The following is a 26,528-nucleotide window of genomic DNA, read 5'->3' on the forward strand; positions in this document are numbered from 1 at the left end:
GCCCAGGATGGTATTGCCGGAGAACATGTCGATGTGGCGCAGCTTGGTCGACATCGGCTTGACCACGATTTCTTCGGTGTGGAACACGCCGTCGACCACGATGCCAAAGGTCTGGCTGCCGACCTGCGTCACCACAATGAAGCCGTTCTCGGGATCGGAGGTCGAGCCGTCGTCGATCTTCAGGAGCTTCTTCAGGTGGATCAGCGGCAGCAGCTTGTTGCGCAGCCGCAATACCGCGGTGTCCTTGATGCGCTCGATGCGGTGCTCGGAGTTGGCGCGAGCGCGAACCAGTTCGACCACGGAGAGCTGGGGAATGGCGAAGCGGTCGCCGGCGGCTTCCACGATCAGGGCCGAGACGATGGCGAGCGTCAGCGGGATTTTTATCGTGACCGAGCAGCCCTCGCCGGCCACCGACTTGATGTCGATGGTGCCGCCGATCTGGTCGATATTGGTCCGCACCACGTCCATGCCGACGCCACGACCGGAAACGCTGGTCACAGCGGCCGCAGTCGAGAAGCCCGGCGCGAAGATGAACTTGTGGATCTGCGCTTCCGTCATCTTCTCCAGGTCGGCCTCGCTGACGAGACCGTTGGAGACCGCCTTGGCCTTGATCCGCTCGGTGTTGAGGCCGCGGCCGTTGTCGGCGATGCAGATGATGATATGGCCGCCTTCATGATAGGCGGACAGACGAATGGTGCCTTGCTCGGGCTTGCCCGCGGCGGCCCGCTCGGCCGGCGTCTCCAGCCCGTGATCGGCCGAGTTGCGAACCATGTGCGTCAGCGGATCCTTGATCAGGTCGAGCACTTGCCGATCAAGTTCGGTGTCGGCGCCGTGCATCTCCAGTTCGATCTGCTTGTGAAGTTCGCTGGAGAGATCGCGCACGATTCTCGGCAGCTTCTGCCAGGCATTGCCGATCGGCTGCATCCGCGTCTTCATGACGCCTTCCTGCAACTCGGCGGTGACGTTGGAGAGCCGCTGCAGCGGCACCTTGAACTCGGTGTCCTCGTTGCGGCGGGAGATCTCCAGGAGCTGGTTGCGGGTCAAAACCAGCTCCGAGACCATGGTCATCAGGTGTTCCAGGGTATCCACATTGACGCGGATCGACTGGTTAGCGACCTTGTCGGCTTCCTGGACTTCCTCGGCGGCGGCGGACTTGGCGAGGACAGGTTTGGCGGGTTTGACGGCAGCGGGTTTTGCTTCCTTGGGAGCCGGGGCGCCTTTCTCGGACGCGGGCGCCACTACGGGGGCTGCGGCCACTATCGGCGCTGCTGCCGGCGCCGGGGCCAGTTCGATCGGGGTCTCGCGGAAGGCGCGCTCCAGTTCATCCAGCGACACCTCGCCCGGACGCAAGGCCCGCTCCAGCACCTGCGGCACCAGGGTGCCCTGCGCCACCGCGGGGGCAGCGGCCACGGGCTCCGGGGCGATCGGTGCGGACGCAGCCGACATCGCTGCCACGCCACGCTCCACCATGGCCTGCAATTCGTCGATCAGGTCCTGGTCCGAACCATCCGGCTCCGCTTCCGTCGCCTCGAGCTGGCCCAGAATTTCCTTGATGCGGTCGATTGTGGTGAGGATCAGCGTAACCGCCTGCCCGGTCACCGGCATGCCGTCGCGGAATTTGCCCATCAGGGTCTCGGCGGCGTGCGCCAGCGCTTCCAGCCGCGGCAATCCCAGAAAGCCGCAGGTGCCCTTGATGGTGTGAACAAGGCGGAAAATGTTGTCGAGTATCTTGGCGTTGTTCGGCTCCTGCTCGAACCGGACCAGCTGGTTGTCTACGGTGTCCAGGCTCTCGCCGGTCTCCGTCAGAAACTCCCGCAACAGATCATCCATGAAACACGCCTTCGAACGCACGGGCGCGCGATTTCGACACGCCTTTCAGAGTTCGGCCAGCATCTCTGCAAACCGTTTAATATTGGTTGAGTAATTGGAAAAGAACGGGATCAACAAATAGATAAGACGCCTCACGGAAATCCGATCGGCGCCTTTAAACCATTGGTTAACCATATTCGCGGCCGAAGGCCCCGTTAAGCGGCGGTCACGACCACCGCCTCGCCCTCAACTGCGAGCTTCACATTCAGCCCGCAGGCCTGCGCCAGGAGCCTGGTGTAATAAGGCTGCACCGCATGGGCGTCGACCGAAGCCGTCGAGCCGGAACTCAGGAGATCGGCGATATTTTGCGGCAGGCGAGCGTTGAGCCCGCTGGCGGTGACGCGAAAGCCGATCTTCTCGCCTTCGCCGACCGAATCGACCGTGAGCACGCCGCCGCGCGGGATGGTCTGCTGGGCGATCACCAGCATGTTGAGCAGCAGCTTGACCCGGTTCTTCGCCAGCAATATGCGCGGCAAGTTCCATGCGATCGTGGTCTTGCCGTCCTCAAGGTGTCCCCGCGCCATGGTCTGCGCGTCGCCGAGATCGATCTGCGCGCCCGACGATCCCGCCGCGCCAAACGCCAGGCGACAGAACTGCAGCCGCGCCGAGGCGGTCCTGGCGCTCTTGCGGATCAATTCGAGCGCGAATTCGCGATCTTCCGGCTTGGGATTGTCGTCGAGCACCTCGAGCCCGTTGACGATGGCGCCGACCGGACTGATGAGATCGTGGCAAACCCGCGAACACAGCAGCGCGGCCAGTTCGAGCGCATCGGGGGCGGAGCCTAAAGATGGGGTGCCAGACATCAGGTGTTCCTGTAAATCCGCTTGTTAGCGCGGACCAAGGCGAATCACGCATGCTTGCGGGCTTGATACACTGCCGATGCGCGGACTGCCAACAAATGGCGGGCAACGCCGAGGGAAAGACCAACAGCCTATGAGATCCGCCAATGAATGAGGCACGTTCACACGCCCCCGCGATCGACCGCGCGGCCGCCGCCGCCCTGATGGGTCCCCTGACCGATCTCGTGATCCAGGCCGGCGCGGCCATCCTTGCCGTCAATCGTGGCGCGATGAGGATCGAGGGCAAGCTCGACGGATCGCCGGTGACGGAAGCCGATCTCGCCGCCGACCGGATCATCGCCGAAGGCCTCGCGCGGCTCGCGCCCGACATCCCGGCGCTATCAGAGGAGCGCGTCGATCTGGCGCGGCCGCCTTATCACGGCAGCTTCTTCCTGATCGATCCGCTCGACGGCACCAAGGAATTCGTCGCCGGCCGCGACGAGTTCACGGTCAATCTCGCGCTGGTGACGAACGGGACGCCATTATTGGGCATCGTCGGTGCGCCGGCGCTCGGCTTGATCTGGCGCGGACTGGTCGGACAGGGCGCGGAACGGCTGAACACCCGTGCATCCTCCGCAGCCAAGCCGATCCATACCCGCGCCTATCCCGGACGCGGTGCGCCCTGGGTCGTCGCGGTCAGCCGCTCGCATCTCGACAGCCGCAGCGAGGCCTTTATCGCCGAGCGGCCCGGTGCTGTCCGCGAAATCCTGGGCTCGGCGGTCAAATTCGGCCGGGTCGCGGAAGGCGCGGTCGATATCTATCCCCGGCTCGCGCCGACTTCCGAATGGGATGTCGCCGCGGGCCACGCCGTCGTCACCGCGGCCGGCGGCAAGATCACCGATGCGCAAGGTGCGAGCTTGCAATTCGGCCGGGGAGGCAACGGCTTCATCGTGCCGGAATTCATTGCCTGGGGCGATCCGTCAGCCGTGGCCTGATACCAGTGCATCCTTTCGATTTCGTCATGGCCGGGCGTGTCCCGGCCATCCACGTCTTTGCCGCATCAAGCAAGAAAGACGTGGATGCCCGGGCACAGGCGAGCGGAAGCGACGCCGTCCTTCGGACGGCTATGCCCGGGCATGACGAGGTCGTGGCTACTCCGCCAGTTCCAGCAGCAACGCCTGCCAGCGCGCGTTCGCTTCCCGCAGGACGTGCTCGGGATCGGCGGCGAAGGCGTCGCGGCTTTGCTCGCGGCTGAACAGATAGAGCCGCCGCCCGGAAATCAGCCAGAAGCGGGGATTGCCGGCCACCGTGACCCCGCGCGCGACGTCGATCGGGTCGTAGCCGCCGAATTGGGGCCCATAAATGTCGGGATGGGCGACAAAGGCGGCGCGATTGCCCTCGTTGCAGAAGCGCCAGACCGCCCCCGCCTCGGAGGCCTCCAAGTCCTCCACGCCGAGTTCAGGGCGCGCATCGACGAAATAGGCGACGGGATCGAAGCCCTCGATGGCCAGTCCCGAAAAGCGGTTCACGACCACGCGCTCGGTGGTGGCCGCCTGCGCCGCGGGCCCGACCAGGACCTGCGCGGCAAGGCCGGCCAGCAGGGCGATCAAGGCCATTCCGGGGCGAAAGCCGGTTCTGGGCCGGTTGCGGTTTCTTTCCTGCCGTTGTGCCGTCATAGTTGATGCCGATAACATCCGAGTCGGGGGACACTGGGCGCGAGCTTGAGCCATGCCTGTTGGCATCAGGTTAAGGCCGCGGCCAGGTTTCGATACGCAGGGGTTCTTTTATGACTTTCGCATCCCGCCTTGCCGCCGCGGCGCTCGCTGCGCTGGTATGCGGCATCGTGCCCGTGGCCGCCCAGCAGGCGCCGCCACCAGACCTGCCGCCGCCGCAGCGCCAGCCGAGCCCGTATACCTACGGGCCGGACGAACTGGTCAACGCCGGGCACAAATTCTTCGGCAATGTCTCGCGCGGGCTCGCCTCGATCATCGAAAAGGCGGTCAGCCAATGGGGCCTGCCGAACGGCTATGTGCTGGGCGAAGAAGGCTCCGGCGCCTTCGTGGCCGGACTGCGATATGGCGAGGGCACGCTCTACACCAAGAATGCCGGCGACCTCCGGGTCTATTGGCAGGGACCGTCGGTCGGCTTCGACTGGGGCGGCGACGGCGCGCGCACCATGACGCTGGTCTACAATCTTCCGGCCACCAACGCGATCTACCAGCGCTTCGTCGGCATCGACGGCTCGGCCTATATCATCGGCGGCTTCGGAATGACCGCGCTGACCGCCAACAATATCGTGCTGGTGCCGATCCGCTCCGGTATCGGCCTGCGGCTCGGCGCCAATATCGGCTATCTCAAATATACCCCACGGGCGACCTGGAACCCGTTCTGACGGTCGCCCTGCGCGCCTCCGGTTACGGATTCACGTTAACGCGGCATTAGGCTGGCGTTTACCCTGTGCCCCATGGCATTGTGAGTTTAAGTTTTCTCTTCATGGGGAGTGCGTGCTGATGATCGAACCGATCATGTATCTGGCGATCGGTTTTCTGATCTCGATGCTGTTCGGGCTGATGATCGTGCCACTGGTGCATAACCGCGCGGTGCGGCTGACGACCAAACGCCTCGAGGCCGCGACGCCGTTGTCGATGGCCGAAATCCAGGCCGATAAGGATCAGCTGCGCGCGGAATTCGCGATGTCGGCGCGGCGGCTCGAGATGAGCGTCGACCAGCTCAAGAACAAGACCACCAGCCAGCTCGCCGAACTCGGCAAGAAGACCGACGCCATCAACCGCATGAAGATCGAGCTCGGCGAGAAGAACGCCGCGATCTTTTCGCTGGAAGCGCGCGAGAAGGCGGTCAAGGAGCAGCTGCGCGCCACCGAAGAGGAATTCACCGCCAAGACCGGGGCGCTGCGCGACGCCGAGCAGGCGCTGAAGGACAAGCAGAACGAACTTTCCAAGATCAACGCCGAACTGTCCGACCGTTCGATGATGGCGGAGAGCCGGCAGGTCGAACTGGTGGCGGTGCGCGCCCAGATCGACGAACTCAAGAACCGCGTCGGCGACGCCGAAAAGGAATTCGCCGCGACGCAGGCGCGGCTGGCGCAGGAGCGCTCAGAATCCGAGAAGGCGACGCAGGAGCTCAACGAGGCGCGCGGCCGGGTCGAGAATCTGAGCCAGCGCGTCACCGATCTCGACCGTCAGCTGATCGTTCAGGTCAAGGAAGCCGAGATGCTCGGCAACCGCGTCAACGATCTGGAGGCGCGGCTCGGCACCCAGGGCAAGCTGCTGGCTGAGCGCGATTTCGAAAACAACCAGCTGCGCCAGACGGGCGAGGCCTCCGAGCGCACGATCAAGGAGTTGCGCGCCGAAATCGCAGGCCTGAGCGAGGGCGGCAAATCGCCGGCGCTGGAGAAGCTGAAGACCGAGAAGGCCGCGGTCGAGGAACAGCTGCGGATCGCGCGCGACGAGCGCGCCAAGCTGCAGCGCGACATCAACGCGATCCAGCAGCAGGCCGAAAGCTCGTGGGCGACCGAGCGCATGGAAAACGCGCTGCTGCGCGAACGCATCAACGACATCGCCGCCGAGGTGGCAAAACTCGCGATGCAGCTCGAGGGACCGAATTCGCCGATCGAAGCCATGCTGGCCGCCAGCGACCCGGCGATCCCGGCCAAGCCTGCAAAACCCGCCAACGGCACGGCTGCCAATGGCGCGGCCCCAACAGTCCCTTCCGAAGGCGGCGGCACGCTCGCCGAGCGGATCCGGGCGCTGCAGTCGCACGCCTCACGCGCCCGCCAGCATGGCACCTGACGCCTTTGGCTTGACACAGGTCACCCGCACTCCGTAAATCGCGGCATCCGACGACGACGCGCAGGATCCAGCCGGACGATGATCGGCCTTTGATTTTGCACGAAAATCCCGGGCGCATAGCTCAGCGGGAGAGCGTTCCCTTCACACGGGAGAGGTCCAAGGTTCGATCCCTTGTGCGCCCACCAGAACAGTCAATAAAATCAGATACTTTTCCAATCGAGGCACACCGGCGTCTGTCGTCGATTGGCACCTGCACGCAGAACGAAGCATGAAACGCCGTGCACTTCCGTGCAAAATCCGTGCAGTGAGTTCGCGTGGTGTTCTTATCCGTTAATTCCTTTTGAAGGTGAGCAATATTGACCACCGACTCGGAACCCGGGGGGCGCAAGCTGGCTGCATCACCGTTCCTTTCCTCGGCATCCATCGGTGACAGAGAGTGTTGCGCTCCCGCCTGATCTAAAGCGACGCTCATGACTATTCAGCGACCACCTTGCCCTAAGTGCAAAGCAACAATGATGCTGGCACGCGTCACCCCCGGACCCTCCCGTTTTGACATACGGACGTTCGAATGCCCTGCTTGTGATCTGGTCCATAAGATGAAATCACTTGAAATGGCAGGCTGGTTCCGAGGTGAATTGCACGCGCCGATGTAGTGCCCCAATAGATCGGCTTGAACCGAGCAACCATAGGCGCATATCCATAGGATGACCGTCCGCGACCATTGGGTCGAAAGTCTTAGGTGTCCGCAGTGCGGCAAGATCGGCCAAGCCGAGCTTTCGATGGCGGATGGTAAGTCGTGGGCGGTGCAGATGGATAGCATCCCCAAGGGATTCAAGGTTATCCAGTCCGAGAACAGCAGCAACTTTTACTGCAATTCCTGCGACCGGCCGGTTGAGCCCTAGTCATCATGTCCAGTGACGAGTCAGCCAAATTCCGCAGGCAAGCCGAGGAAGCGCAAGAGCATGCAGCCAAGTCGGTCAGTCCGATCGAGAAGGAAGCATCGCTCCGGATTGCCGAGGAATGGCTAAAGCTCGCGTTATCGGCTGATGGCAGGAAGTAAGGCCCGCTGGGCTTCGTGAATTTGTTTGCGGGTTAGGCCAATGTCTGCAGCGGTTGGCTTAGAATTCCGGTTTGAAACTCTAGGAAGATTGTCGCCGTTCCTAGCTACCTCGCCCCGCTCTTGCGCCCCGTCGTATTCGTCGGCTAGCCGGCGTTCTGCGTATCGGGCGGCGTACCGAAAAAGCTATTATTTCTATATTTCTTGCGGCGGTAAGGCCCGCGTCAGGGCATAATAGTAGTTCGATTGCCGTTTCGTGGCGGTCGCAAAGGTAGGCCGCCTCAGTCGGCGTAGTCAAAGAACCGTTCTAGTCGAGTGAACAATTTTCCCGTTCGATCGTCTTACAATCAGGCGGCCACTGGAAGGGTTGCTCCGTTTTCACGATTCGAGCGGTTCCGATGTGTGACAAGTGTGTCGAAATCGACGGCAAGATCGACCACTACCAGCGACTGGCAGACAGAATTATCGATCAACGCACCATCGATGGGATCAAGAAATTGATTGAGGAGATGAAGGCCCAGAAGATGGCACTTCACCCTGAGCAAACGCAGTAAGGCCGCCTCAGTTAGCCGCCTCCTTCACCCCTGATCGTTTCCAAGAAGCCTGCGCCCGTCGTATTCGTCGGCTAGCCGGCGTGACTTAAAGAAACGGCCCAGCACCGGGGAGGCACTGAGCCGCTTGGAAGAGTGCCTTCGGGGGTCGGCACGTCTCATTAAATCGTCAAGCTGGGATTGGTTCCCCGCTGTGTGACTCCCTGCACATTATTCTCCTTCGGAACCTTTACACTGGCAGCCTGTTACTTTGCTAGCAGAGGTCGGGATATCATGGGCACGCGCTGGTTATACGTCGCTGCGATTTTCTTGGCATTGGCTTCGCAAGCCAAGGCGGGCGAATTTCATCGCGTGTCGTGCACGATTGTTCGGTTTTACGTCGCGAAATATTCAGCGCCGGCCGCAGAGGCGTGGGCGAGGAACAAGGGCGCTTCCGAAACTGAGATTGAAGCGGCCCGGCGTTGCATCAAGGACTCGCCTGTTCAAACGGCCATGAGTACAACGCAGCGCTAATTGGTCACCAATGGAACACAAGGGCATTCCGTACCAGATCGTGCAAACAGCCAGCCCTAGAGGTTGGAGATGGACCGTGCAGCTAGACGATGACAGAACCAAGACCGGCACCTCGTTCTCAAAAGGGACCGCTATTTTCCAAGCGGTGACAGTAATTGATAAAGCCTTAGGCGCACCGTTCAACGGACTCTAAGGCCGACTCGCGCCGCCGACCACCGGCTATCCGGTGCTCAATCCCAATTTTGAAACTACCCAAACCCGCAAGCGCACAGCGGGATTTTTTGTGCGCGAATCCAGCCGCAATAAGCGGCTCAGAGTAGAAATGCCTATCAACAGCAATAAACAGATTTGTATCGATGACCTTAGCGCCGGCATGAAACGTTCGGCAAATTGGCGGCGTGGACTTCAGGCAAAATTTCCTGATGACTCTCGCAATGGGCGAGCCGCTGAACGACTCGATCGGTTGGCCAGCGAGATTAGTGACCTGTCCGACGAATCTTGGAAACGACTAGAGCAGCATTACAATTGGGCTTCAGCAAAATGGTCCGATGCCGTTTCGCAGGCATCCCGACAAGTTGCCTTCCGCAATGTCGATGACCTTCCGGCCTTTGTCGAACGACTCGTTAGCATCTTGTCCCAGCCGAGCATTGCCGCGTAATGGCGTCTTCACCTTCTCCGGCCGCCGAACCCGTTCTGCTCAAGCAATACAAATTGCTTGGCGCCGTTATTGACGCGCCATGGGCAACGAGTCTGGACCACAAAATAACGCGGCACGTGATCGAAAGGTATTATGCGAAATTTGGAAACGCTCGCGTCAGTCTGCGCTATTTAGAAAGAGCAACCGGTTCTGAGCGAAACAAAATCATTCCATCTTTGCGCCGCATCATCGAAAACGGCGTAATCAGTATCATCCGTCAAGGCATTGGTACCCGGCCAACCGAATACGACCTGAACTTCGATTTTACATCGAAGATCCCTAGCGGTGCCCTAGAGGGCACCTCTACTAGCGGTGCCCTAGAAGGCACCTCAAGTGGTGCCCTAGAGGGCACCTCTACGGCCTCTAGCGGTGCCCTACAGGGCACCCAAACATACCTACGTAACATGTCTACAGACATGCTTACGGTAGGGATGAATGAAGATACCCCAGCCGTGCCTACGGCACCGCCCGTGACCGATGCCGGCCGCCGCTGCCGCAAGAGCCGCTACAGGCCCCCACAGCGCTGCCCCGGCCGCCGTGCCGCCAGCCGCACGTCACTGCAAACATCGGTGTCGAAACCAACGGCGCGTATTCCAGTCCTACCGGTGTACCCGGAGCGGCCGAAGGCGGCATTATCGGTAACGGCACCTACAACAAGGATAGCGTTGTAGCTCGCTACGCTGGCGGCGGCAGTATCGCGCTTGCCGGTGGTGAGGCCGTAACACGAGCGTCCAGCGTCAATGCCAACACGATGGGCGCTCTTAGCTATATCAACAAGAATGGCAGAGCACCTAGCAACGACAACAGTAACTTGGAACGCATCATGGCTCAAGGGTTCAATGGGCAGACTTCGGCGATCGTCGAAGCAATCGGCGGCTTGTCCGATCGAATGAAGCGCCTTGAGGACGTCACTAGGCAAGGCAACTCGCAACGGCGGGTGCCGGGTATGAAGGCGGCTTAAGCGGAAACAGAACGGCCGGGCCGACACCGGGCCGTTGCGTTTTGGTCGTTTTGACCAAGCTGCGCTGATCGGCAAGCGCCGGTCCGCTCTAAGTTCTCAACGGACCGAGCGGTCTAAGCTTCTTCGGCATCCTTGGCAGCGCGGGTGGCTCTCTGTAAGGGTTAGATTCTCGGACTGCATTTGTCGTCTCCGGGTCAGAATGAATAGCGCGAGAAGACAGGTATTTGTCGATCCCAACAAGAAAGATTGTCCCGGCATGAATTTCGTCTGCAATTTGACGAAGTGTGTCAAGGCGAATGGAAAAGGTAAGCGGCTCGTTCTTGTTCGACTTCTTGTTTACAATCAGGTGTTCAGCAACTCTAGCTCCAAAATTGTGTTGCGCGTGCATCAAATTGTTTCGATTTTCAGTGCACACCGCAAAATACTTCGCAAGATGAATAATCATTTTTTGGATATTCGGATTGGCTTCGCGATGAAGAATCTGTTGCATCGCCGCTACCCTGTCGCTGTTGTTCAGTCGTTCGTAGAACCACGGGCCGTCAATACCTAGATAACGCTCAAAAATCAGCCAAAGCGCCCCCTCAAATAAATTGTAATTCAAAGAGACGACACCGAGAGCATGAATATGCTTTTGCGGTCCAATTTCGTAGCGCGGCCACTGATCGTCGGCCATACTGCTCTCCGTTCTCACACTCTCGTCCCTCATCCCCGGTCACCGAAAATCCGCCGTCTGTTCGGTCCGCCCATAGGGCTATCACAGCGGGCTTTCCGAGTCCGGGCAACCCCACTAGGATTTGAGGCTGGGAACGGGCGGACGACGCTAGGGGTACGGGCCGTGTAATTCATACAGTCCTTGAGCGTGTAGCCATTGGACAGTCTGAACCAGAGGATAAGGGCATGGTTACGAAAAGGGCAAAACCGGCTCGGCCATCAAAGCCGGATCACGTTGAAGCCGCTCCCCGCTATAAGACGCGATCGAAAGGACCGGCGAAGACGGGAATGGAAACTGCGCTCAAGGCTGTTAGATCGTTGATCCACTCGGAGATGTCAATCGAACATGCTACTGCATTTATAGAGGAAGTTAAGCGCGAGAGAAACGACAGGGGAGCCGCTATTCTAGCGGCCACAAATACCGAGAATGCTTTGCGTCATGTAATCGCGCGACGATTGGCTGTCACGCGCTCTGACTATGATAATTTATTCGGTCTTAACGGCCCTATGGGCACGTTTGATCTCAAAATAAGAATGGCTTTCGCATTGAAGATTTTCGGCAAGGAAACGAACGACAATCTAATTCTAGTGCGCACTATCCGGAACGCTTTTGCTCACGCTTCTATCCCGATAACCTTTGATACGGTGGAAATCAGGGAGCTATGTAGGCTTCTGGTGATACCGTTCGTGCTGTTTCCAAAACAGATCAAGGTTGTAGATGGAAAGGTGATTGATCTTGACGAGCCTATGGAGGCCCGCGCCCGCTTCAACACAACGTGCGAATCTCTCACTCATAACTTCATAATTTTTGCAGGGCACTGTTTCCAAAAGCCCAAGAAACATTCTGACTGGAACAAATATGACGCGTGGTTGACGCTCCCGCCATTGCCATGAATAGCCGTGTAATCAGTGGATGGGCCAGAAAATTCGACGAACCAATCCCGTTACCCAAGGGCAAAACGCTGGCCACGCTTCGCGATGCTGCGCAATACATCACCAAGCTACCGAAAGCAGAACACGAAGCGCCGGAATGGCAAGCCGCGATGGAAGCGCTTCTTCTCGTTGCGGAGCATAACGGACCAACGATGATGGCACGCATTGGCGTCATGCGAGCATTGAACCGGCACGTTCAACGCGTGTTCAATTCCGACCGGAAAGAAACTCATTGGGGACGCCGGAAGCTGGCGCGGGATCGGTGACTGCAGGAAACATATCAAGCAATATCGAAGTCGAGCGACAACGCATCATAAGTATTCCTTGTGCTTTTCTCCGCATGGAACGCAATGGATTGGCCGTTAGGTGGAAAGCTGGCTGTGTTGCCGAAAAGCAATTTGGAGGCACGTTTATTCACTTGATTGATGTCTTCAAAATTGGTGAAGGCTACTTGCTTATGTCCGGCATTGCTGTACCCCAGACTTTCGCGCAACCCCAGACGTTCGCTGTTGTGTTCATCGAAGCCGTAGCCCAAGATAAACACACGGCCTGCTCCGTGAATCTGCGTTCGCGCTATTGTTAAATCATCAGGGTTCGCTCCCTTATCGTGTGGGTCGATTACGCGAATGCCTTTCGATGCCGAATAGACGACATTTAGCAGATTGCAAAAATCCATTCTGTTGGACTCGGTCGCATCTATGTTTTGCCAGTTTACGTTAACGCGTCCAGATTTTAGTTCGCGAACTTTTCCGTACATATGGACGATACGGCTTCCGCTCATAAACTGATCCACGTCAGCGCTGTCGAACAACTGAATATGCCGAAGGCCTGTGGTCAGGGCTACTTCCAAAGAAACATCATAGTTGAACGTCACGAATGACACTTTATTCTTGTGTAGATCGCTCGACTTTTGGCAGTGAATTGCAATTTGGTGGATTATAAAGCGGCACCAATCATCTCTAGATTCACTCAGAAGCTTTCGTATTCCTTTGATAGCTTCTCGGTTGATATTTACGTCTTTGGATTGGGCTTCGCACTCCAATATGACCCATGCAATTAGAATTCGTCCTATTTCTTGCAGGTCGGAATTCCATCCGAGGTAGTAGTCGATTACGAGTGGGTTGACTTGTTGTAGTCCTCGGCTGAGTTTTTCGCATTGACCGTGAAGCGTCATCCACCAACGTTTCCAATCTTGCGTTGATGCTATTGCTCCGATCGGAAAATTTGGAACGTTACCGTTTCCATTTTCGGCAGACCATTTGGAAAACCCGGCTGCGATTTCGGCCTTTTCAATTACTTTTTTGACTAGCGTTTCTCCTGTTGGATAGCCGTAGTGCCAGCTAGCGCCAGCGCCTAAAACGAAAACCGTTGGAGTAGAGAACATCGAGTCGATCCTACTTCCCGCGTTTGACTTTCAATTTTACGCCCACATGCTTGCTGTCGCTTTCGAAGATCACGCCTGACTTTTCGAAAGCATCGCGCATTGCAGCAAGGTTGTCGGACCGTGGTTCGCGCTTATAGTTTTCAAAATCCGCGACGGTGGACAACGCGACCCCCGACGCATCGGCCAACTGTCGTTGCGACCATTTCAGAAGTCCACGTGCGGCGCGTGACTGTTGCGAATTCATAGCTCACCTTAGCCGTTGAAACGTGCCGATAATAGCTACAACTTAGTCTGGCAACCGCTACAATAAAGTCAGTTATTTCGATTGACTCCGTTATTACGGTCGGCGCACCATGCATAGACGGCGGCTCATTCGAATCGTCGTTTAGAGGGGATATTCTCGTGGGCTCAATCAAGGTCGGACAATACGCAAGAACATCGGACGGCATCGTTTTTATACAAGGCCTCTGCGGTGGCAGCTATCAGGCTGTCCGTACAGACCGTGAGGAAGAACGCGAGTATCTTGCCAGCGATCTAACGCCGTGGAAACCACAGGACGGTGATCGCGTGACAGAGGTAGGCAACGAATATAGCCCCATTGGAATCGTCGTTGAGGCCGGAGCCGAGCAGGCGCTTGTGGCTTGGAAGAGTCTTCTTCGGCATGTGTCTTTTGTTAATGCCGGACTCGAGCCTGTTTGGACAGATTGACTATCAAGCAACCAAGGCCGTCCCGGTGGGGCGGCTTTCTAATTTAGGGGAATGAGATTGCCGATAGCTGCGAATGATAACGAGCCACTAGGGATCATCTACAAATTTGAGGAAGCCGCCGCAAAACTACGAGTTGGCAAACGGTCGTTTCAAGAAATTATTAAAGCGCATCCACACTACGCGAAGAACGGCAGAGTCTACCTGTTCTCTGAAAATGACATTCGATTGATTTGGGAGGGGATACATTGTCACTCAAGCTCACAAAACGAAAGGGCTCCGACCAATGGTACCTCCGTGGCACCGTCCGCAAACAGTCTGTATTCGAAAGCACGGGCACTGACGACAAGAAAGCCGCAGAGGCGATCCGCATTAAACGTGAAGCTCGCCTCTTAGCTGACAGCATCCACGGCAAAGAGTCCTCTATCACATTCTTTGAAGCTGCCGTCTCATACTTGGCCGCCGGTGGCTCACCGCGTTTTCTTGGGGAAGAAGTCGATGGCAAATGGACGCGGCTACTTGGCCATTTTGAAACGACCATATTGCATACGATTACTCAAGACGACTTGAACACCGCTGGCGACAAGCTTTATCCAAATACTCAGTACGACACGCGCAACCGGCAATGCTTCACGCCGTTCATAGCAGTCTGGAATCACGCGCTCCCAGACAATCCGAGAAAGTGGAAGCGGCCCAAGAAGCCGAAGGGCACCACAGTGGTTAGGTTGAAGCCGGTGAGAGCCGGTACAAAGCCGGTAGGATACAATCGTGCAGCGCAATTTGTTTTGGAAATGTCGCCAGCGAACGCAATGGTCATGACCGGTCTATTCTATACTGGAATGCGGCCCATCGAATTGTTCGTTCTTTCAGACATTATGGTGAACATTCCCGGGCGCTGGATTACGTTGGAAAACACCGTGCCACGCGGTATCCCGATTCACGAGTTCTTGGTTCCATTATTGGTACCGCTTGTAGAACGCGGCGGCATCCTGTTCCGCAGCCCCCGTGGTACGCCCTATCCGGTGCGGGACGATATCAGCGGCCAGATGAAAACAGCGATCAGGGGGGCTCGTAAGCGCTCTGGCATAGGTGGAATTAGCCCTTATACCGCCCGGCACACCGTTTCTACACAATTGGTCATCAACGGCGTGCACAGTCATATCAAAGATCAGATTTTAGGCCATGCGGTGGACGATATGAGCCGCCTATACACTGACGTGCCGCAACAGCCACTGATCGATGCCATCAACACCTTGCCCGTTATTGCCGCTTGGGCCTGTGCGCCGTGGATGAAAGACCCGGTAGGCTTGGCGAAGCAGTATGTGAATGGCATGGGTGCTCGGAACGATTTGAAACGCGTGCAAAATTAGAGCATCGCATTCGCGGACGCTTTTTTCACATGATATTTCAAATCGTTAAAACCTTCGGCAACACCCTTCACACGGGAGAGGTCCAAGGTTCGATCCCTTGTGCGCCCACCATGCTTCGGCCGCGGGCTTTCATTTCAGTTTTTCTTCCGATAGCCTTGGACTTTCGTAGTGTTGGGTTTGGGCAATTGAGAATTTCGGGGCGATTTGATGCGTAGGGGCTCGGAATACATCCTCAAGGTTCGGCCTGTTTCGGCATTCTCGGCCACGTTGCTCGTGGTCGCGTTGGCGGCCGTCACGCAGGAAGTGCTGGTCCTGTTCGGCTCCACGCTGTGTTTCGCGACGTTCTTTCCGGCCATTCTGGTCGCGAGCCTTTTGGGCGGCGCCGCGGCCGGTGCCTTCGCTACCGCGGTGACGATTCCAATCGTCTGGTGGGCGTTCATGCCGCCCTACTTCGAATTCAATCCGCTGACGGCTGCGGACTACGATCAAATCAGGAATTTCCTGCTGTGCAGCTCGCTGCTGATCTGCTTTAGCCAGCTCTATCGGGAAGCACTGGTCCTATCGAGAAAATAGCAATAGCGGGCCGCTCAGCTCACCGGCAGCGGCAAAAACCAGATGGCGATGTCCCGACAGAAACCGGCCGCTTTGGTTGCCCTGATGAGCCTGACAGGAGGCGCGATCGGCCTGCTCGCGCCGGTCGTCGTGGTCAAATGGCTGCTGCAGGCCGAGCCCGCTGACGCCGGAATCCTGACGCTGTTTTTCCTGCCGGTCTGGTGCCTGCTGGTGGTGCTGGGCCTGCTGGTCGGGCGCCGGCTGGGGTTGCTGCTAACCGGTAAGCGGATGCTGCAAAGATCGTTGGAGCGCTGATACCCGGACTAAATCCCGAGCACCCAGACCGCGACGATGGTCCCGAGTACCGCGAGGCCGGAAATCGTCCAGCCCGTCACATAGATCGCTCCATCGGATTCCGGCCTGTCCACCATGGTATCGTGCCAGTGCGACATGATCGCCTCCTAGAACTCTGCCTCTGTTAGCTAGGTCTCCGCCAGCGGCTCAAGGTTCAAAACTCGCGGTAACAATCGCGGCGGCGGCCCGCGGGTTCCATGGTTTGCGACTGGAAATGCATTTCACACCCGATCGTGAGGCCGGGATGACGCGCTGCAGCAATCAGCCAGCAGGCGCTTGCAGTCCTGGGCGAGCTTCAGCCCACGCCCAAACCCGCATCCCTCAGCCGTTCGGCGAGCCACGCGGCCATCGGCGCGTCGATCACGCCGCCGACATAGACGTCCGGGACCACGCTGTTCTTGCCGAGCACGAGAAAGATTCCGATCCAGTAGGCGAACCACAGATGCGGGTCGGTCAGCGCCTGCAGCTTGTGCCGGTCGTGTTCCGGCGGCTGATGGTTGGACGCCTTGCGCACCTCGATCGCGAGAAGGTTGTTCGGAATTTCGCGCTGGTGCACGACGATATCGGGATAGATCGACTTTGCCAGGTGATCGTCGGTCGAGACGATGCTGCCACGCGGCAGCCGCAGCGTGCGCTCGCCGAGCCGGTCGTAGTCGCAATCGACCTGCCATCCCGAAAACTGCGTTTCGAGGTAGACCGCCAGCCGATGGGTCAGCGCGCGCTCCCCGAGATCGTGCTCGAACAGAAAGGATTCGCGTGCGTAGAATTCGGCGAGCGCGGCGACGACCTTGTTGAGCTCGGTTTGCATGTTGCCTCCGACAAAACACTCTGGGGCCTGACCGGGAATGCACCTGTCTTCGTCATTGCCGGGCTTGACCCGGCAATCCATCCTCTTCGCAAGAAACTTTGAAGGTTGATGGATGCCCGGGTCAAGCCCGGGCATGACGAGTTTAGTAAAGCCGACGCGCCGCTCGCCCTCACATCCGCACTTCGATCAGCCGCGGCCCCTTCTCCGGAATGGCCTCCGCCAGCGCCGCGACCAATTCGTCCACGGTGGTGACCGCGCGCCCCTCGACGCCCATGCCTTTGGCGAGCGCGACGAAATCGATGGTCGGGCGGTCGAGCTTCAGCATGTCCTGGGCGCGCTGGCCGGGCTCGCCGGCGCCGACGCCGTCGAATTCGCCGCGCAGGATTTGATAGATGCGGTTGGCGAACACGATGGTGGTGACGTTGAGGTTCTCGCGGGCCTGGGTCCACAGCGACTGGATGGTGTACATCGCGCTGCCGTCGCCGACCATGCAGATCACCTTGCGGTCGGGGCAGGCGACCGCAGCTCCGGTCGCAACCGGGGTCGAAAACCCGATCGAGCCGCCCATGTTCTGCAGCCAGTCGTGCGGGGCGGCGGCGGCCGTCGGCGGAAAGAAGCCGCGCCCGGTGGTGATGGATTCGTCGACCACGATGGCGTTTTCCGGGATCGCCATGGCGATCGCCTGCGCGATCGAGGCATGCGTCAGCGCGCCGGTCGGCCTGGAAAGCTCGGCGAGCTTCTGCGGCTTGATATCGGCAGGCCTCGCGCCGAGCGCGTCCGCGAGCGCTTCCAGCGCCGCGACCGAGTTCTCGCCCCATGCAGTCATTTGATGCACCTCGCAGCCCTCGGGCTTGAGCATGCTCGGCTTGTTCGGATAGGCGAAGAAGGCGATCGGGTCGCGAGCCTCGACCAGCACGATGTTCTTGAAGTTCTTCAGGATCGGCAAGGCCTGCTCGATCACATAGGGAATGCGGTCGATCGAGAAACGGCCGCGGCCGCGCGCCATGCGCGGGTGATAGGTCTGGCCCATCACCTTGCAGCCGGTCTTGCCGGCGATCTGCTGCGCCAGCGCCAGGCCCTTTTCGGTCAAGGCGCCGCCGGTGACGAGCAGGAGATTGGTGTCGCCGCCGGAGTGCAGCACCTTGGCCGCCTTTTCGACCGCCTCCGTCGAAAAGCCCGGTTGCTGCTTCGGGCCGGGAACCTTCGCGATGCCATCGGCCTCGTTCCAGGCGGTGTCAGCCGGCAGGATCAGGGTCGCGATAACAGGCGGTGAGCTGCTGGCGGCGGCGATCGCCGCGGCGCCGTCGGCGGAGACCGACTTGGCATCCGGCGAGGTCCGCACCCAATCCGACATCGGCCGCGCCAGCCCCTCGATATCCGAGGTCAGCGGCGCGTTGAGGCCGATGTGATAGGTCGCATGCTGGCCGACGATGTTGACGATGCCGGAATGCGCCTTCTTGGCGTTGTGCAGGTTGGCAAGCCCATTGGCGAGACCGGGGCCGAGATGCAACAGCGTCGAGGCGGGCGTGCCCTTCATGCGGAAATAGCCGTCGGCCGCGCCCGTCACCACGCCCTCGAACAGGCCGAGCACGCAGCGCATGCCCTCGACGCGGTCAAGTGCTGCGACAAAATGCATCTCGGAGGTGCCGGGGTTGGCAAAGCAGACGTCAACGCCGCCCGCGACCAGGGTCCGCACCAGACTTTCCGCACCGTTCATCATTCACTCCCGTTGACGAGGCTTCTTTGGGTTCATGGGGAGATCAATCATTCCCAGCGCGTTTCGTCAAAGGTTTCCCCGGACATTGCTGCCATCGCGGCAACGCTGATGGCCTTTTTTAACCGCGGCCTTTGAAAATCGCGCCGCTCGCGGGCTCATTGCTTGCGAAATCGCGGCAATTGTGGCCTGTCTTGCGGCCAAATCGGTTTTTTGCGAGGGCGAAGAATGAACCGGGCTTTGGCTTTCCTGTTGGCGGCTGTGACGATCATGGCCGGCGCCGGCCACGCGCAGGCCCAGGGTTACGACTCGCGCGACATCATGGGCGGCGGGCCCAATTTCATGCTCGGCGGCGCGAACCCGATCCCGCGGCAGACCGTCAGCTTCACGGGCGATTACGCGCCCGGCACCATCTTCATCAACACCGCCGAGCGCAGGCTCTACCTGGTGCTGCCCAACGGCCAGGCGCTGCGCTATGGCATCGGTGTCGGCCGCGACGGCTTTCGCTGGAGCGGGGTGCACCGCATCTCCGCCAAGAAGGAGTGGCCGGGCTGGACACCGCCCTCGCAAATGCGGGCGCGGCGGCCCGATCTGCCGCGCTACATGCCCGGCGGCATCGACAATCCGCTCGGCGCCCGCGCCATGTATCTGGGCTCGACGCTGTACCGGATCCACGGTTCCAACGAACCGGAGACGATCGGCCAGGCGGTATCGTCCGGCTGCTTCCGCATGACCAATGAGGATGTCACCGATCTCTACAATCGGGTTTCCGTCGGCGCCACTGTGGTGGTGAAGAACTGAAATATCTTTTGGCCCGCGACCGGCTTTTTGATCAGGCCACCCGCGGTTTCGCCACCAGCTGCACGCCGAGCGCGCCGAGCACCTTGCGGATGGTCTCGAATTCGGGCCGGGTCTCACCGCTGAGCGCACGATAAAGATTTTCCCTGGAGACGCCGGCGGTCTCCGCAACGGCGCCCGTGCCCTGCGCGCGCGCGACGGTGCCGATCGCCTTCGCGATAATCACCTCGTCGTCGGTTTCGAGCGCTTCGGTGAGGTATTCGGCGACGACCTCCGGGCTATCCAGAAATTCTGCCGGATCATAAGCGCGGGCTGTTTTGACCTTTGCCATCGTCAGTACTCCTGTGCGAGCCGCCTAGCGGTCTCGATATCGCGCTGCTGGCTATCCTTGTCCCCGCCGACAAGTAGCAAGATCAGGGTGTCGCCGCGGTAGCGAAATAGACGCGGTACCCCGGCCCGTAATGAATCCGCAGCTCGCTGAGCCCATCGCCGATGGGTGCAACGTCGCCGGCGTTGCCATCCAGCAGCCGATCAATGCGGGTCAAAATTTTCGCTTTGGCCCGGGCATCGCGAAGCTTACGGAACCACGCGGCATACTCTTCCGTCCGGGTCACTGTCGGCACGTGTATCGTATACGCTACAATTCGATCGTTGACAACCAGTTCCAATGCCAATTGTCCGCGATCTTTGGCCGGCTACGCGAGCCTTGCGCGTACCCGCCGATTGCGGCAGCGTCGCCATGCAATGATGGCCTCTCGCCGGTCTTCCCAGGTTCTAAGAATATTCGCGCTCGCCTTCGCCGCCATCGTGTTCGGCAACCTCGCCTCGCCGCCGGCGCGATCGGCCGAAATTCCCGCCATCGCCTCGCGCCAGCGCGCGGAGAAGAAGAGTTTTACCGACAGCGAGATCGCGGAGGGATTCTTCAAAACCGCGTTCGGCGCCGAGTTTCATCTGGCCGGCCGGGTCGACCGCATCCGCAAATATGTCATGCCGGTGCGGGTGTTCGCCGACGGCAACCGTCCCGACCGCAAGGCACAGCTTGCCAATGTCGTCGCCGACATCGGCAAGCGCATTGCCCATCTCGACATCGCGATGGCCGAGAGCCGCGACGCCGCCAACATCACGGTCAACCTGGTGCACGACCGCGACCTCTATCGCACCATCGCAAAATTCTACGGCAGCGAACGGGCCAGGGAAATCCGCAGCTCGCTCGATCCGCAATGCCTGTCCGGCTTCCGCAAGAACGACAATTACGAAATCGAGCATTCCGACGTCATCCTCACCGTCGACAACGGCGATTTCACCTTCCTGGATTGCGCCTACGAGGAACTGTTGCAGTCGCTCGGTCCGATCAACGACACCTCCTCGGTGCCCTGGACCATGTTCAACGACCAAGTGTCGATGGGGTTCTTCGACGTCTACGACCAGTACATCCTGAATATCCTGTATGACCCGCGCATCAAGGCCGGCATGACCGTCGAGCAGGTCAAGGCCGTGCTGCCCGAAGTGCTGGCGGATGTGCGGGTGTGGGTGAGGAAGGTGAATGACTTAAAGGAGTGAATGAGATTTTCTCCGTCATGGCCGGGCTTGTCCCGGCCATCCACGTCCTGCTTTGTTGCCACGCCAGATTAAGACGTGGATGCCCGGCACGAGGCCGGGCATGACGGACGTTAGCCGTTCATTGCACTACGCCGATTTCTCGAACAGCTCGCGCCCGATCAGCATGCGGCGGATTTCGCTGGTGCCGGCGCCGATCTCGTAGAGTTTTGCGTCGCGGAGCAGCCGCCCGGTGGGATAGTCGTTGATATAGCCGTTGCCGCCGAGCAGCTGGATCGCATCCAGCGCGCATTGCGTCGCCTTCTCGGAGGCATAGAGAATGGCGCCGGCGGCATCCTCCCGCGTAGTCTCGCCGCGGTCGCAGGCTTTGGCCACCGCATAGACATAGGCGCGCGAGGCATTCATGGTCGTGTACATGTCGGCGATCTTGCCCTGCACCAATTGAAAAACGCCGATCGGCTGGCCGAACTGCTTGCGCTCGTGCACATAGGGCATCACCACGTCCATGCAGGCCTGCATGATCCCGAGCGGGCCGGCGGCCAGCACCGTGCGTTCGTAATCGAGGCCGGACATCAGGACGTTGACGCCGCGCCCGACCTCGCCGAGCACGTTCTCCTCCGGCACCTCGCAATTGTCGAACACCAGTTCGCCGGTGTCGGAGCCGCGCATGCCGAGCTTGTCGAGTTTTTGGGCGGTGGAAAATCCCTTCATGCCCTTTTCAATGATGAAGGCGGTGATGCCGCGGGGGCCGGCGGCAGGATCGGTCTTGGCATAGACCACCAGCGTCTCGGCGATCGGTCCGTTGGTGATCCACATCTTGCTGCCGTTCAGGACATAGCGATCGCCCTTCTTCTCGGCGCGGGTCGACATCGACACCACGTCGGAGCCGGCGCCGGGCTCCGACATCGCCAGCGCGCCGACCTGCTCGCCGGAAATCAGTTTCGGCAGGTATTTCCGCTTCTGCGTGTCGCTGCCGTTGCGGCGCAGCTGGTTGACGCAGAGATTGGAATGCGCGCCGTAGGACAGGCCGACCGCGGCCGAAGCGCGCGAGATTTCTTCCATCGCAAGACAATGCTCGAGATAGCCGAGCCCGGAGCCGCCGAACTCCTCCTCGACGGTGATGCCGTGCAGGCCGAGCGCGCCGAGCTTCGGCCAGAGATCCCTCGGGAATTGATTGCTCCTGTCGATCTCGTCGGCGCGCGGCGCGATCTCGTGGCTTGCGAAATCGCGCACGGTATCGCGGATCGCGTCGGCGGTTTCGCCGAGATCGAAGTTGAACATCCGATGCGTGTTCGGGATCATGGTCGGGCGGCCTCCGGACAAGTCGTGCGGCTTCACTTGGGCCTACAGCCTTAATCTTTGGCAACAGGCTTGTCACGGCAGGAAGGTGCCGCAAAGGGCCTCCGTTGTATACCACGGAAAACCATCGACCGATGCGCTGGCATGGCCAAACTCGCCCTTGCTCTGGCGCGCGCAACGGGATGTAATTCGCTCCAAACAGCCGCCCGGAAGCTAAACCCGGACAATCACGGAGCTGCCCGATGCACGGGACGATCGATGCCGTTCAGGACGCCAATCAGGAAGCCGCGCGAAAGCACGCTTATTCGATCCCGCTGGCGGAAATGAATCCCGGCGATCCCGAATTGTTTCGCTCCGACTCCTTCTGGCCGTATTTCGACCGGCTGCGCAAGGAAGAGCCGGTGCATTACTGCCGGGACAGCGTGTTCGGACCGTATTGGTCGGTAACCAAATACAACGACATCATGGATATCGAAACCAATCACGCGGTGTTCTCGTCGGCGGCCTCGCTCGGCGGCATCACCATCCGCGACGCGCCGACCGACCTGCGGCGCGAAAGCTTCATCGCCATGGACCAGCCGCGCCACAGCGCGCAGCGCAAGACCGTGGCGCCGATGTTCACGCCTACCCATCTCGACCAGCTCGCGATCAGCATCCGCCAGCGTTCGGCCGAGTGCCTTGACAACCTGCCTGTCAACGACGTGTTCGACTTCGTCGACCAGGTTTCGATCGAACTGACCACCCAGATGCTCGCCGTGCTGTTCGACTTCCCCTGGGAGGACCGCCGCAAGCTGACACGCTGGTCCGACGTCGCGACGACGCTTCCGGGGCCGGACGGCGTGGTGGCGACCGAAGACGACCGCCAGGTCGAGCTGTTGGACTGCGCGAGCTATTTCGCAAGACTGTGGAAGGATCGCATCAACCAGCCGCCGAAGAGCGACCTGTTGTCGATGATGGCGCACGCCGATGCCACCCGCGACATGGACCCGAAGAACTTCCTCGGCAACCTGATCCTGTTGATCGTCGGCGGCAACGACACCACCCGCAACACCATGTCCGGCAGCATCTATGCGCTGAGCCAGCATCCGGGCCAGTACCGCAAGCTGCGCGAAAATCCGGCGCTGATCGACAGTTTCGTGCCGGAGGTGATCCGCTGGCAGACGCCGCTGGCGCATATGCGCCGCACCGCGCTCGAGGATTTCGAGTTCCGCGGCAAGCAGATCAGGAAGGGCGACAAGGTCGTGATGTGGTACGTCTCGGGCAACCGCGACGAAGCGGTGATCGATCGGCCCTACGAATTCATCATCGACCGGGCGCGGCCGCGCACCCACCTCTCCTTCGGCTTCGGCATCCATCGCTGCGTCGGAATCCGGCTGGCCGAGCTGCAATTGAAGATCATCTGGGAGGAAATCCTGAAGCGTTTCGACAATATTGAGGTGGTCGGCGAACCGAAGCGGGTGTATTCGAGTTTTGTGAAGGGTTACGAAACCTTGCCGGTGCGTATCGCCGGCTGATCGGCGCCGGCACATATCATTTGGACGACGAGCGATGAACATCCAGACAGCGGTCCGGGCCGACAAGGCCGAGCTTCAGCGTTTGGCGCGCGAGGAGGCCTATTCCACGCCGCTCAGCGAATTTCACCCGGGCGCGCCGAGACTGTTCCAGAACGACACGCTGTGGCCTTTCTTCGAACGGCTGCGCAAGGAAGAGCCGGTGCATTACTGCACCAACGCGCCGATCGAGCCCTATTGGTCGGTCACCAAATACAACGACATCATGCATGTCGACACCAACCACGGCATCTTCTCGTCCGACGTCTCGCTCGGCGGCATCTCGATCCGCGACGTGCCGCCGGGCTACGATTACCCGAGCTTCATCGCGATGGACCAGCCGCGGCATTCGGCCCAGCGCAAGACCGTCTCGCCGATGTTTACCCCGACCCATCTCGACGAACTCGCGATCCTGATCCGCGAACGCACCGCCAAGGTGCTGGATGCGCTGCCCCGCAACGAGACCTTCAACTTCGTCGACCGGGTGTCGATCGAACTGACCACCCAGATGCTGGCGACGCTGTTCGATTTTCCGTTCGAGGAACGTCGCAAGCTGACGCGCTGGTCCGACGTCTCCACGGCGCTGCCGAAAGGCGGGATCGTCGAATCCGCCGAGCAGCGCCGGCAGGAGATGGACGAATGCGCGGCGTATTTCACAAAACTCTGGAACGAGCGCGTCAATGCCGAGCCGCGCAACGACCTGATCTCGATGATGGCGCATAGCGATGCCACCCGCTACATGGACCCCGACAATTTGATGGGCAACATCATCCTGCTGATCGTCGGCGGCAACGACACCACCCGCAACACCATGAGCGGCTCGGTGCTGGCGTTGAACGAGCATCCCGAGCAGTACCGGAAGCTGCGCGACAATCCGGCGCTGATCGATTCGATGGTGCCCGAGGTGATCCGCTGGCAGACGCCGCTCGCCCATATGCGGCGCACCGCCATGGTCGATACCGAAATCGGGGGCAAGAACATCAAAAAGGGCGATCGCGTGGTGATGTGGTACGTCTCGGGCAACCGCGACGAGGAGGGCATCGAGAAGCCCGAGGAATTCATCATCGACCGCGCCCGGCCGCGCACCCATCTGTCGTTCGGCTTCGGCATCCACCGCTGCGTCGGCATGCGGCTGGCGGAGCTGCAATTGAAGATCGTGTGGCAGGAGATTTTGAAGCGGTTCGAGCGGATCGAGGTGGTCGGCGAGCCGAAGCGGGTTTATTCGAGTTTCGTGCGCGGCATCGAATCCCTGCCGGTGCGCATTCCAGCCTAGTGGTGGGCACGCTTGCGCTTTGCCCACCGTACGTGCTGAGATCGTAGGGTGGGCAAAGGCGTCGCGCCGTGCCCACCATCCGCACCCTCGATCCGCCGACCGAGTTCCAATGACCGCTACAGAAACAACCGAAGAATACGCCGACATCCGCGATGCCGTCGGAAAACTATGCGCGCAATTCCCCGGCGAATACTGGCGCAAGCTCGATCGCGAGATGGCCTATCCGCAAGCCTTCGTCGATGCGCTGACCGAAGCCGGCTACCTCTCGGTGCTGATCCCGGAAGAATATGGCGGCGCCGGGCTGAAGCTTTCGGCGGCGGCCGCAATCCTGGAAGAGATTCAGCGCGCGGGCTGCAACGGCGGCGGCTGCCATGCCCAGATGTACACCATGGGGACGGTGCTGCGGCACGGCAGCGACGAGCAGAAGGCGAAATGGCTGCCGAAGATCGCCAGCGGCGAGTTGCGGCTGCAGGCGTTCGGCGTCACGGAGCCTTCCAGCGGCACCGACACCTCCTCGCTGAAGACCTTTGCCAGGCGCGAGGGCAACGACAGCTACATCGTCAACGGCCAGAAGATCTGGACCAGCCGGGCCGAATATTCCGACCTGATGATCCTGCTGGCGCGCACCACGCCGAAGGAGCAGGTCAAAAAGCGCACCGACGGCCTGTCGGTGTTCATCGTCGACATGCAGGAAGCCAAGCAGGCCGGACTGTCGATCCGCCCGATCCGTACCATGATGAACCACTCCACCACCGAGGTATTCTTCACGGACATGCGGGTGCCGGCGGAAAACCTGATCGGCGAGGAAGGCAAGGGGTTTCGCTACATCCTGTCCGGCATGAACGCCGAGCGCATCCTGATCGCCGCCGAATGCATCGGCGACGCCAAATGGTTCATCGCCAAGGCGTCGGATTACGCCAGGGAGCGCGCGGTGTTCGGCCGGCCGATCGGCCAGAACCAGGGCATTCAGTTTCCGATCGCCAAGGCCTATGCGGCGATGCGCGCGGCCGAACTGATGGTGAAGGAAGCCACCCGCAAATACGAGGCGGGGCTCGATTGCGGCGCCGAGGCCAACATGGCAAAAATGCTGGGGGCCGATGCTTCCTGGGAAGCCGCCAACGCCTGCGTTCAGACCCATGGCGGCTTTGGCTTTGCCGAAGAATATGACATCGAGCGCAAGTTCCGCGAAACCCGCCTCTATCAGGTGGCGCCGATCTCGACCAATCTCGTGTTGTCCTACATCGCCGAACACGTGCTCGGCATGCCCCGCTCCTACTGAGAACA

At 60.0% G+C, this 26,528-nt stretch carries 26 protein-coding genes, 1 tRNA gene and 1 pseudogene; 16 read left to right on the forward strand and 12 right to left on the reverse strand.

Annotation, left to right across the window (positions count from 1 at the left end; all coding sequences use genetic code 11):
• Together VK804_RS26965 and chpT are read right to left on the reverse strand one after the other, a co-directional pair.
• On the reverse strand, positions 1-1,830 hold a 1,830-nt coding region (locus tag VK804_RS26965), incomplete at its 3' end, for a chemotaxis protein CheA (protein WP_325375907.1).
• Positions 1,831-2,024: 194 nt separating this feature from the next.
• On the reverse strand, positions 2,025-2,672 hold the full coding sequence (chpT, locus tag VK804_RS26970) for a histidine phosphotransferase ChpT (protein ID WP_325375908.1): 648 nt from the start codon (positions 2,670-2,672) through the stop codon (positions 2,025-2,027).
• A gap of 143 nt (positions 2,673-2,815) precedes the next feature.
• Between chpT and cysQ the strand changes: the two genes are divergently transcribed.
• A complete protein-coding gene (gene cysQ / locus VK804_RS26975) occupies positions 2,816-3,643 on the forward strand; it encodes a 3'(2'),5'-bisphosphate nucleotidase CysQ (protein ID WP_325375910.1) in 828 nt (275 codons plus the stop codon).
• A gap of 156 nt (positions 3,644-3,799) precedes the next feature.
• Here the strand turns inward: cysQ and VK804_RS26980 are convergent, their stop codons facing one another.
• On the reverse strand, positions 3,800-4,324 hold the full coding sequence (locus tag VK804_RS26980; protein WP_325375912.1) for a YHS domain-containing (seleno)protein: 525 nt from the start codon (positions 4,322-4,324) through the stop codon (positions 3,800-3,802).
• Positions 4,325-4,434: 110 nt separating this feature from the next.
• Here VK804_RS26980 and VK804_RS26985 point away from each other — a divergent pair, with 110 nt between their 5' ends.
• The 4 genes from VK804_RS26985 (at position 4,435) to VK804_RS27005 (ending at position 9,236) form a co-directional block, all read left to right on the forward strand.
• Positions 4,435-5,040 (forward strand): DUF1134 domain-containing protein, encoded by a 606-nt coding sequence (locus VK804_RS26985; RefSeq protein ID WP_325375914.1) that lies wholly within the window; start codon positions 4,435-4,437, stop codon positions 5,038-5,040.
• A gap of 118 nt (positions 5,041-5,158) precedes the next feature.
• On the forward strand, positions 5,159-6,457 hold the full coding sequence (locus VK804_RS26990; RefSeq protein WP_325375916.1) for a hypothetical protein: 1,299 nt from the start codon (positions 5,159-5,161) through the stop codon (positions 6,455-6,457).
• Positions 6,458-6,567: 110 nt separating this feature from the next.
• A tRNA-Val gene (locus VK804_RS26995) sits at positions 6,568-6,642 on the forward strand.
• A 2,162-nt stretch (positions 6,643-8,804) separates the two neighbouring features.
• Positions 8,805-9,236: a hypothetical protein gene (locus tag VK804_RS27005; protein ID WP_325375920.1), complete on the forward strand. Its 432-nt coding sequence runs from the start codon at positions 8,805-8,807 to the stop codon at positions 9,234-9,236.
• Between the two features lie 1,088 nt (positions 9,237-10,324).
• On the opposite strand, the gene VK804_RS27010 is transcribed toward VK804_RS27005, so the two are convergent.
• Positions 10,325-10,909: a hypothetical protein gene (locus VK804_RS27010; protein ID WP_325375922.1), complete on the reverse strand. Its 585-nt coding sequence runs from the start codon at positions 10,907-10,909 to the stop codon at positions 10,325-10,327.
• 224 nt (positions 10,910-11,133) lie between these two features.
• Here VK804_RS27010 and VK804_RS27015 point away from each other — a divergent pair, with 224 nt between their 5' ends.
• Both VK804_RS27015 and VK804_RS27020 read left to right on the forward strand, forming a co-directional pair.
• Complete coding sequence (locus VK804_RS27015; protein WP_325375924.1) at positions 11,134-11,841, forward strand: hypothetical protein; 708 nt, start codon at positions 11,134-11,136, stop codon at positions 11,839-11,841.
• A complete protein-coding gene (locus tag VK804_RS27020; protein WP_325375971.1) occupies positions 11,838-12,146 on the forward strand; it encodes a hypothetical protein in 309 nt (102 codons plus the stop codon). The genes VK804_RS27015 and VK804_RS27020 overlap by 4 nt, the downstream gene beginning before the upstream one ends.
• Positions 12,147-12,160: 14 nt before the next feature.
• On the opposite strand, the gene VK804_RS27025 is transcribed toward VK804_RS27020, so the two are convergent.
• Both VK804_RS27025 and VK804_RS27030 read right to left on the reverse strand, forming a co-directional pair.
• Positions 12,161-13,264, reverse strand: coding sequence for a hypothetical protein (locus VK804_RS27025; RefSeq protein WP_325375926.1), 1,104 nt, complete (start codon positions 13,262-13,264; stop codon positions 12,161-12,163).
• Between the two features lie 10 nt (positions 13,265-13,274).
• Positions 13,275-13,508 carry a helix-turn-helix transcriptional regulator gene (locus VK804_RS27030; RefSeq protein ID WP_325375928.1) on the reverse strand — a complete coding sequence of 78 codons (234 nt, stop codon included), beginning with the start codon at positions 13,506-13,508 and terminating at the stop codon, positions 13,275-13,277.
• A 158-nt stretch (positions 13,509-13,666) separates the two neighbouring features.
• On the opposite strand from VK804_RS27030, the gene VK804_RS27035 reads away from it, so the two are divergent.
• From VK804_RS27035 to VK804_RS27050, 4 genes are all read left to right on the forward strand, one after another.
• A complete protein-coding gene (locus VK804_RS27035; protein WP_325375930.1) occupies positions 13,667-13,972 on the forward strand; it encodes a hypothetical protein in 306 nt (101 codons plus the stop codon).
• Positions 13,973-14,217: 245 nt separating this feature from the next.
• The gene (locus tag VK804_RS27040; RefSeq protein ID WP_325375932.1) at positions 14,218-15,339 is read left to right on the forward strand and encodes a tyrosine-type recombinase/integrase; all 1,122 of its coding nucleotides are present in this window, start codon (positions 14,218-14,220) and stop codon (positions 15,337-15,339) included.
• A 207-nt stretch (positions 15,340-15,546) separates the two neighbouring features.
• On the forward strand, positions 15,547-15,912 hold the full coding sequence (locus VK804_RS27045) for a DUF4118 domain-containing protein (RefSeq protein ID WP_325375934.1): 366 nt from the start codon (positions 15,547-15,549) through the stop codon (positions 15,910-15,912).
• A gap of 84 nt (positions 15,913-15,996) precedes the next feature.
• A complete protein-coding gene (locus tag VK804_RS27050) occupies positions 15,997-16,206 on the forward strand; it encodes a hypothetical protein (protein WP_325375936.1) in 210 nt (69 codons plus the stop codon).
• Between the two features lie 8 nt (positions 16,207-16,214).
• Here the strand turns inward: VK804_RS27050 and VK804_RS27055 are convergent, their stop codons facing one another.
• From VK804_RS27055 to VK804_RS27065, 3 genes are all read right to left on the reverse strand, one after another.
• A complete protein-coding gene (locus VK804_RS27055) occupies positions 16,215-16,343 on the reverse strand; it encodes a hypothetical protein (protein ID WP_325375938.1) in 129 nt (42 codons plus the stop codon).
• 197 nt (positions 16,344-16,540) lie between these two features.
• Complete coding sequence (locus VK804_RS27060) at positions 16,541-17,053, reverse strand: hypothetical protein (protein ID WP_325375940.1); 513 nt, start codon at positions 17,051-17,053, stop codon at positions 16,541-16,543.
• Positions 17,054-17,222: 169 nt separating this feature from the next.
• A complete protein-coding gene (locus VK804_RS27065) occupies positions 17,223-18,770 on the reverse strand; it encodes an acetolactate synthase large subunit (protein WP_325375942.1) in 1,548 nt (515 codons plus the stop codon).
• Positions 18,771-18,995: 225 nt separating this feature from the next.
• Between VK804_RS27065 and VK804_RS27070 the strand changes: the two genes are divergently transcribed.
• Positions 18,996-19,568 (forward strand): L,D-transpeptidase, encoded by a 573-nt coding sequence (locus VK804_RS27070; protein WP_325375944.1) that lies wholly within the window; start codon positions 18,996-18,998, stop codon positions 19,566-19,568.
• A gap of 31 nt (positions 19,569-19,599) precedes the next feature.
• Here the strand turns inward: VK804_RS27070 and VK804_RS27075 are convergent, their stop codons facing one another.
• Positions 19,600-19,896 (reverse strand): addiction module antidote protein, encoded by a 297-nt coding sequence (locus tag VK804_RS27075; RefSeq protein WP_325375946.1) that lies wholly within the window; start codon positions 19,894-19,896, stop codon positions 19,600-19,602.
• A gap of 2 nt (positions 19,897-19,898) precedes the next feature.
• A pseudogene (locus VK804_RS27080) lies at positions 19,899-20,188 on the reverse strand (type II toxin-antitoxin system RelE/ParE family toxin).
• 124 nt (positions 20,189-20,312) lie between these two features.
• On the opposite strand from VK804_RS27080, the gene VK804_RS27085 reads away from it, so the two are divergent.
• Positions 20,313-21,125 carry a DUF2927 domain-containing protein gene (locus tag VK804_RS27085; RefSeq protein ID WP_325375973.1) on the forward strand — a complete coding sequence of 271 codons (813 nt, stop codon included), beginning with the start codon at positions 20,313-20,315 and terminating at the stop codon, positions 21,123-21,125.
• A gap of 126 nt (positions 21,126-21,251) precedes the next feature.
• Here VK804_RS27085 and VK804_RS27090 read toward each other — a convergent pair whose 3' ends face one another.
• Positions 21,252-22,424, reverse strand: a complete 1,173-nt coding sequence (locus tag VK804_RS27090; protein ID WP_325375947.1) for an isovaleryl-CoA dehydrogenase — start codon at positions 22,422-22,424, stop codon at positions 21,252-21,254.
• 239 nt (positions 22,425-22,663) lie between these two features.
• On the opposite strand from VK804_RS27090, the gene VK804_RS27095 reads away from it, so the two are divergent.
• From VK804_RS27095 to VK804_RS27105, 3 genes are all read left to right on the forward strand, one after another.
• Positions 22,664-23,935 (forward strand): cytochrome P450, encoded by a 1,272-nt coding sequence (locus VK804_RS27095; protein WP_325375948.1) that lies wholly within the window; start codon positions 22,664-22,666, stop codon positions 23,933-23,935.
• 34 nt (positions 23,936-23,969) lie between these two features.
• Positions 23,970-25,244: a cytochrome P450 gene (locus VK804_RS27100; RefSeq protein ID WP_325375950.1), complete on the forward strand. Its 1,275-nt coding sequence runs from the start codon at positions 23,970-23,972 to the stop codon at positions 25,242-25,244.
• Positions 25,245-25,353: 109 nt separating this feature from the next.
• On the forward strand, positions 25,354-26,523 hold the full coding sequence (locus VK804_RS27105; protein ID WP_325375952.1) for an acyl-CoA dehydrogenase family protein: 1,170 nt from the start codon (positions 25,354-25,356) through the stop codon (positions 26,521-26,523).
• The last annotated feature ends 5 nt before the right edge of the window (positions 26,524-26,528 follow it).

This window comes from Bradyrhizobium sp. (genome assembly GCF_035484855.1).
GTDB lineage: Bacteria > Pseudomonadota > Alphaproteobacteria > Rhizobiales > Xanthobacteraceae > Bradyrhizobium.

Excerpts from the sequence above, each read along its gene's own strand:
- chpT (WP_325375908.1), bottom strand. The coding sequence starts at position 2,672 with ATGTCTGGCACCCCATCTTTAGGCTCCGCCCCCGATGCGCTCGAACTG.
- cysQ (WP_325375910.1), top strand. The coding sequence starts at position 2,816 with ATGAATGAGGCACGTTCACACGCCCCCGCGATCGACCGCGCGGCCGCC.
- VK804_RS26980 (WP_325375912.1), bottom strand. The coding sequence starts at position 4,324 with ATGACGGCACAACGGCAGGAAAGAAACCGCAACCGGCCCAGAACCGGC.
- VK804_RS26985 (WP_325375914.1), top strand. The coding sequence starts at position 4,435 with ATGACTTTCGCATCCCGCCTTGCCGCCGCGGCGCTCGCTGCGCTGGTA.
- VK804_RS26990 (WP_325375916.1), top strand. The coding sequence starts at position 5,159 with ATGATCGAACCGATCATGTATCTGGCGATCGGTTTTCTGATCTCGATG.
- VK804_RS27010 (WP_325375922.1), bottom strand. The coding sequence starts at position 10,909 with ATGGCCGACGATCAGTGGCCGCGCTACGAAATTGGACCGCAAAAGCAT.
- VK804_RS27015 (WP_325375924.1), top strand. The coding sequence starts at position 11,134 with ATGGTTACGAAAAGGGCAAAACCGGCTCGGCCATCAAAGCCGGATCAC.
- VK804_RS27020 (WP_325375971.1), top strand. The coding sequence starts at position 11,838 with ATGAATAGCCGTGTAATCAGTGGATGGGCCAGAAAATTCGACGAACCA.
- VK804_RS27025 (WP_325375926.1), bottom strand. The coding sequence starts at position 13,264 with ATGTTCTCTACTCCAACGGTTTTCGTTTTAGGCGCTGGCGCTAGCTGG.
- VK804_RS27030 (WP_325375928.1), bottom strand. The coding sequence starts at position 13,508 with ATGAATTCGCAACAGTCACGCGCCGCACGTGGACTTCTGAAATGGTCG.
- VK804_RS27045 (WP_325375934.1), top strand. The coding sequence starts at position 15,547 with ATGCGTAGGGGCTCGGAATACATCCTCAAGGTTCGGCCTGTTTCGGCA.
- VK804_RS27050 (WP_325375936.1), top strand. The coding sequence starts at position 15,997 with ATGAGCCTGACAGGAGGCGCGATCGGCCTGCTCGCGCCGGTCGTCGTG.
- VK804_RS27055 (WP_325375938.1), bottom strand. The coding sequence starts at position 16,343 with ATGTCGCACTGGCACGATACCATGGTGGACAGGCCGGAATCCGATGGA.
- VK804_RS27060 (WP_325375940.1), bottom strand. The coding sequence starts at position 17,053 with ATGCAAACCGAGCTCAACAAGGTCGTCGCCGCGCTCGCCGAATTCTAC.
- VK804_RS27065 (WP_325375942.1), bottom strand. The coding sequence starts at position 18,770 with ATGAACGGTGCGGAAAGTCTGGTGCGGACCCTGGTCGCGGGCGGCGTT.
- VK804_RS27070 (WP_325375944.1), top strand. The coding sequence starts at position 18,996 with ATGAACCGGGCTTTGGCTTTCCTGTTGGCGGCTGTGACGATCATGGCC.
- VK804_RS27075 (WP_325375946.1), bottom strand. The coding sequence starts at position 19,896 with ATGGCAAAGGTCAAAACAGCCCGCGCTTATGATCCGGCAGAATTTCTG.
- VK804_RS27085 (WP_325375973.1), top strand. The coding sequence starts at position 20,313 with ATGGCCTCTCGCCGGTCTTCCCAGGTTCTAAGAATATTCGCGCTCGCC.
- VK804_RS27090 (WP_325375947.1), bottom strand. The coding sequence starts at position 22,424 with ATGATCCCGAACACGCATCGGATGTTCAACTTCGATCTCGGCGAAACC.
- VK804_RS27095 (WP_325375948.1), top strand. The coding sequence starts at position 22,664 with ATGCACGGGACGATCGATGCCGTTCAGGACGCCAATCAGGAAGCCGCG.
- VK804_RS27100 (WP_325375950.1), top strand. The coding sequence starts at position 23,970 with ATGAACATCCAGACAGCGGTCCGGGCCGACAAGGCCGAGCTTCAGCGT.
- VK804_RS27105 (WP_325375952.1), top strand. The coding sequence starts at position 25,354 with ATGACCGCTACAGAAACAACCGAAGAATACGCCGACATCCGCGATGCC.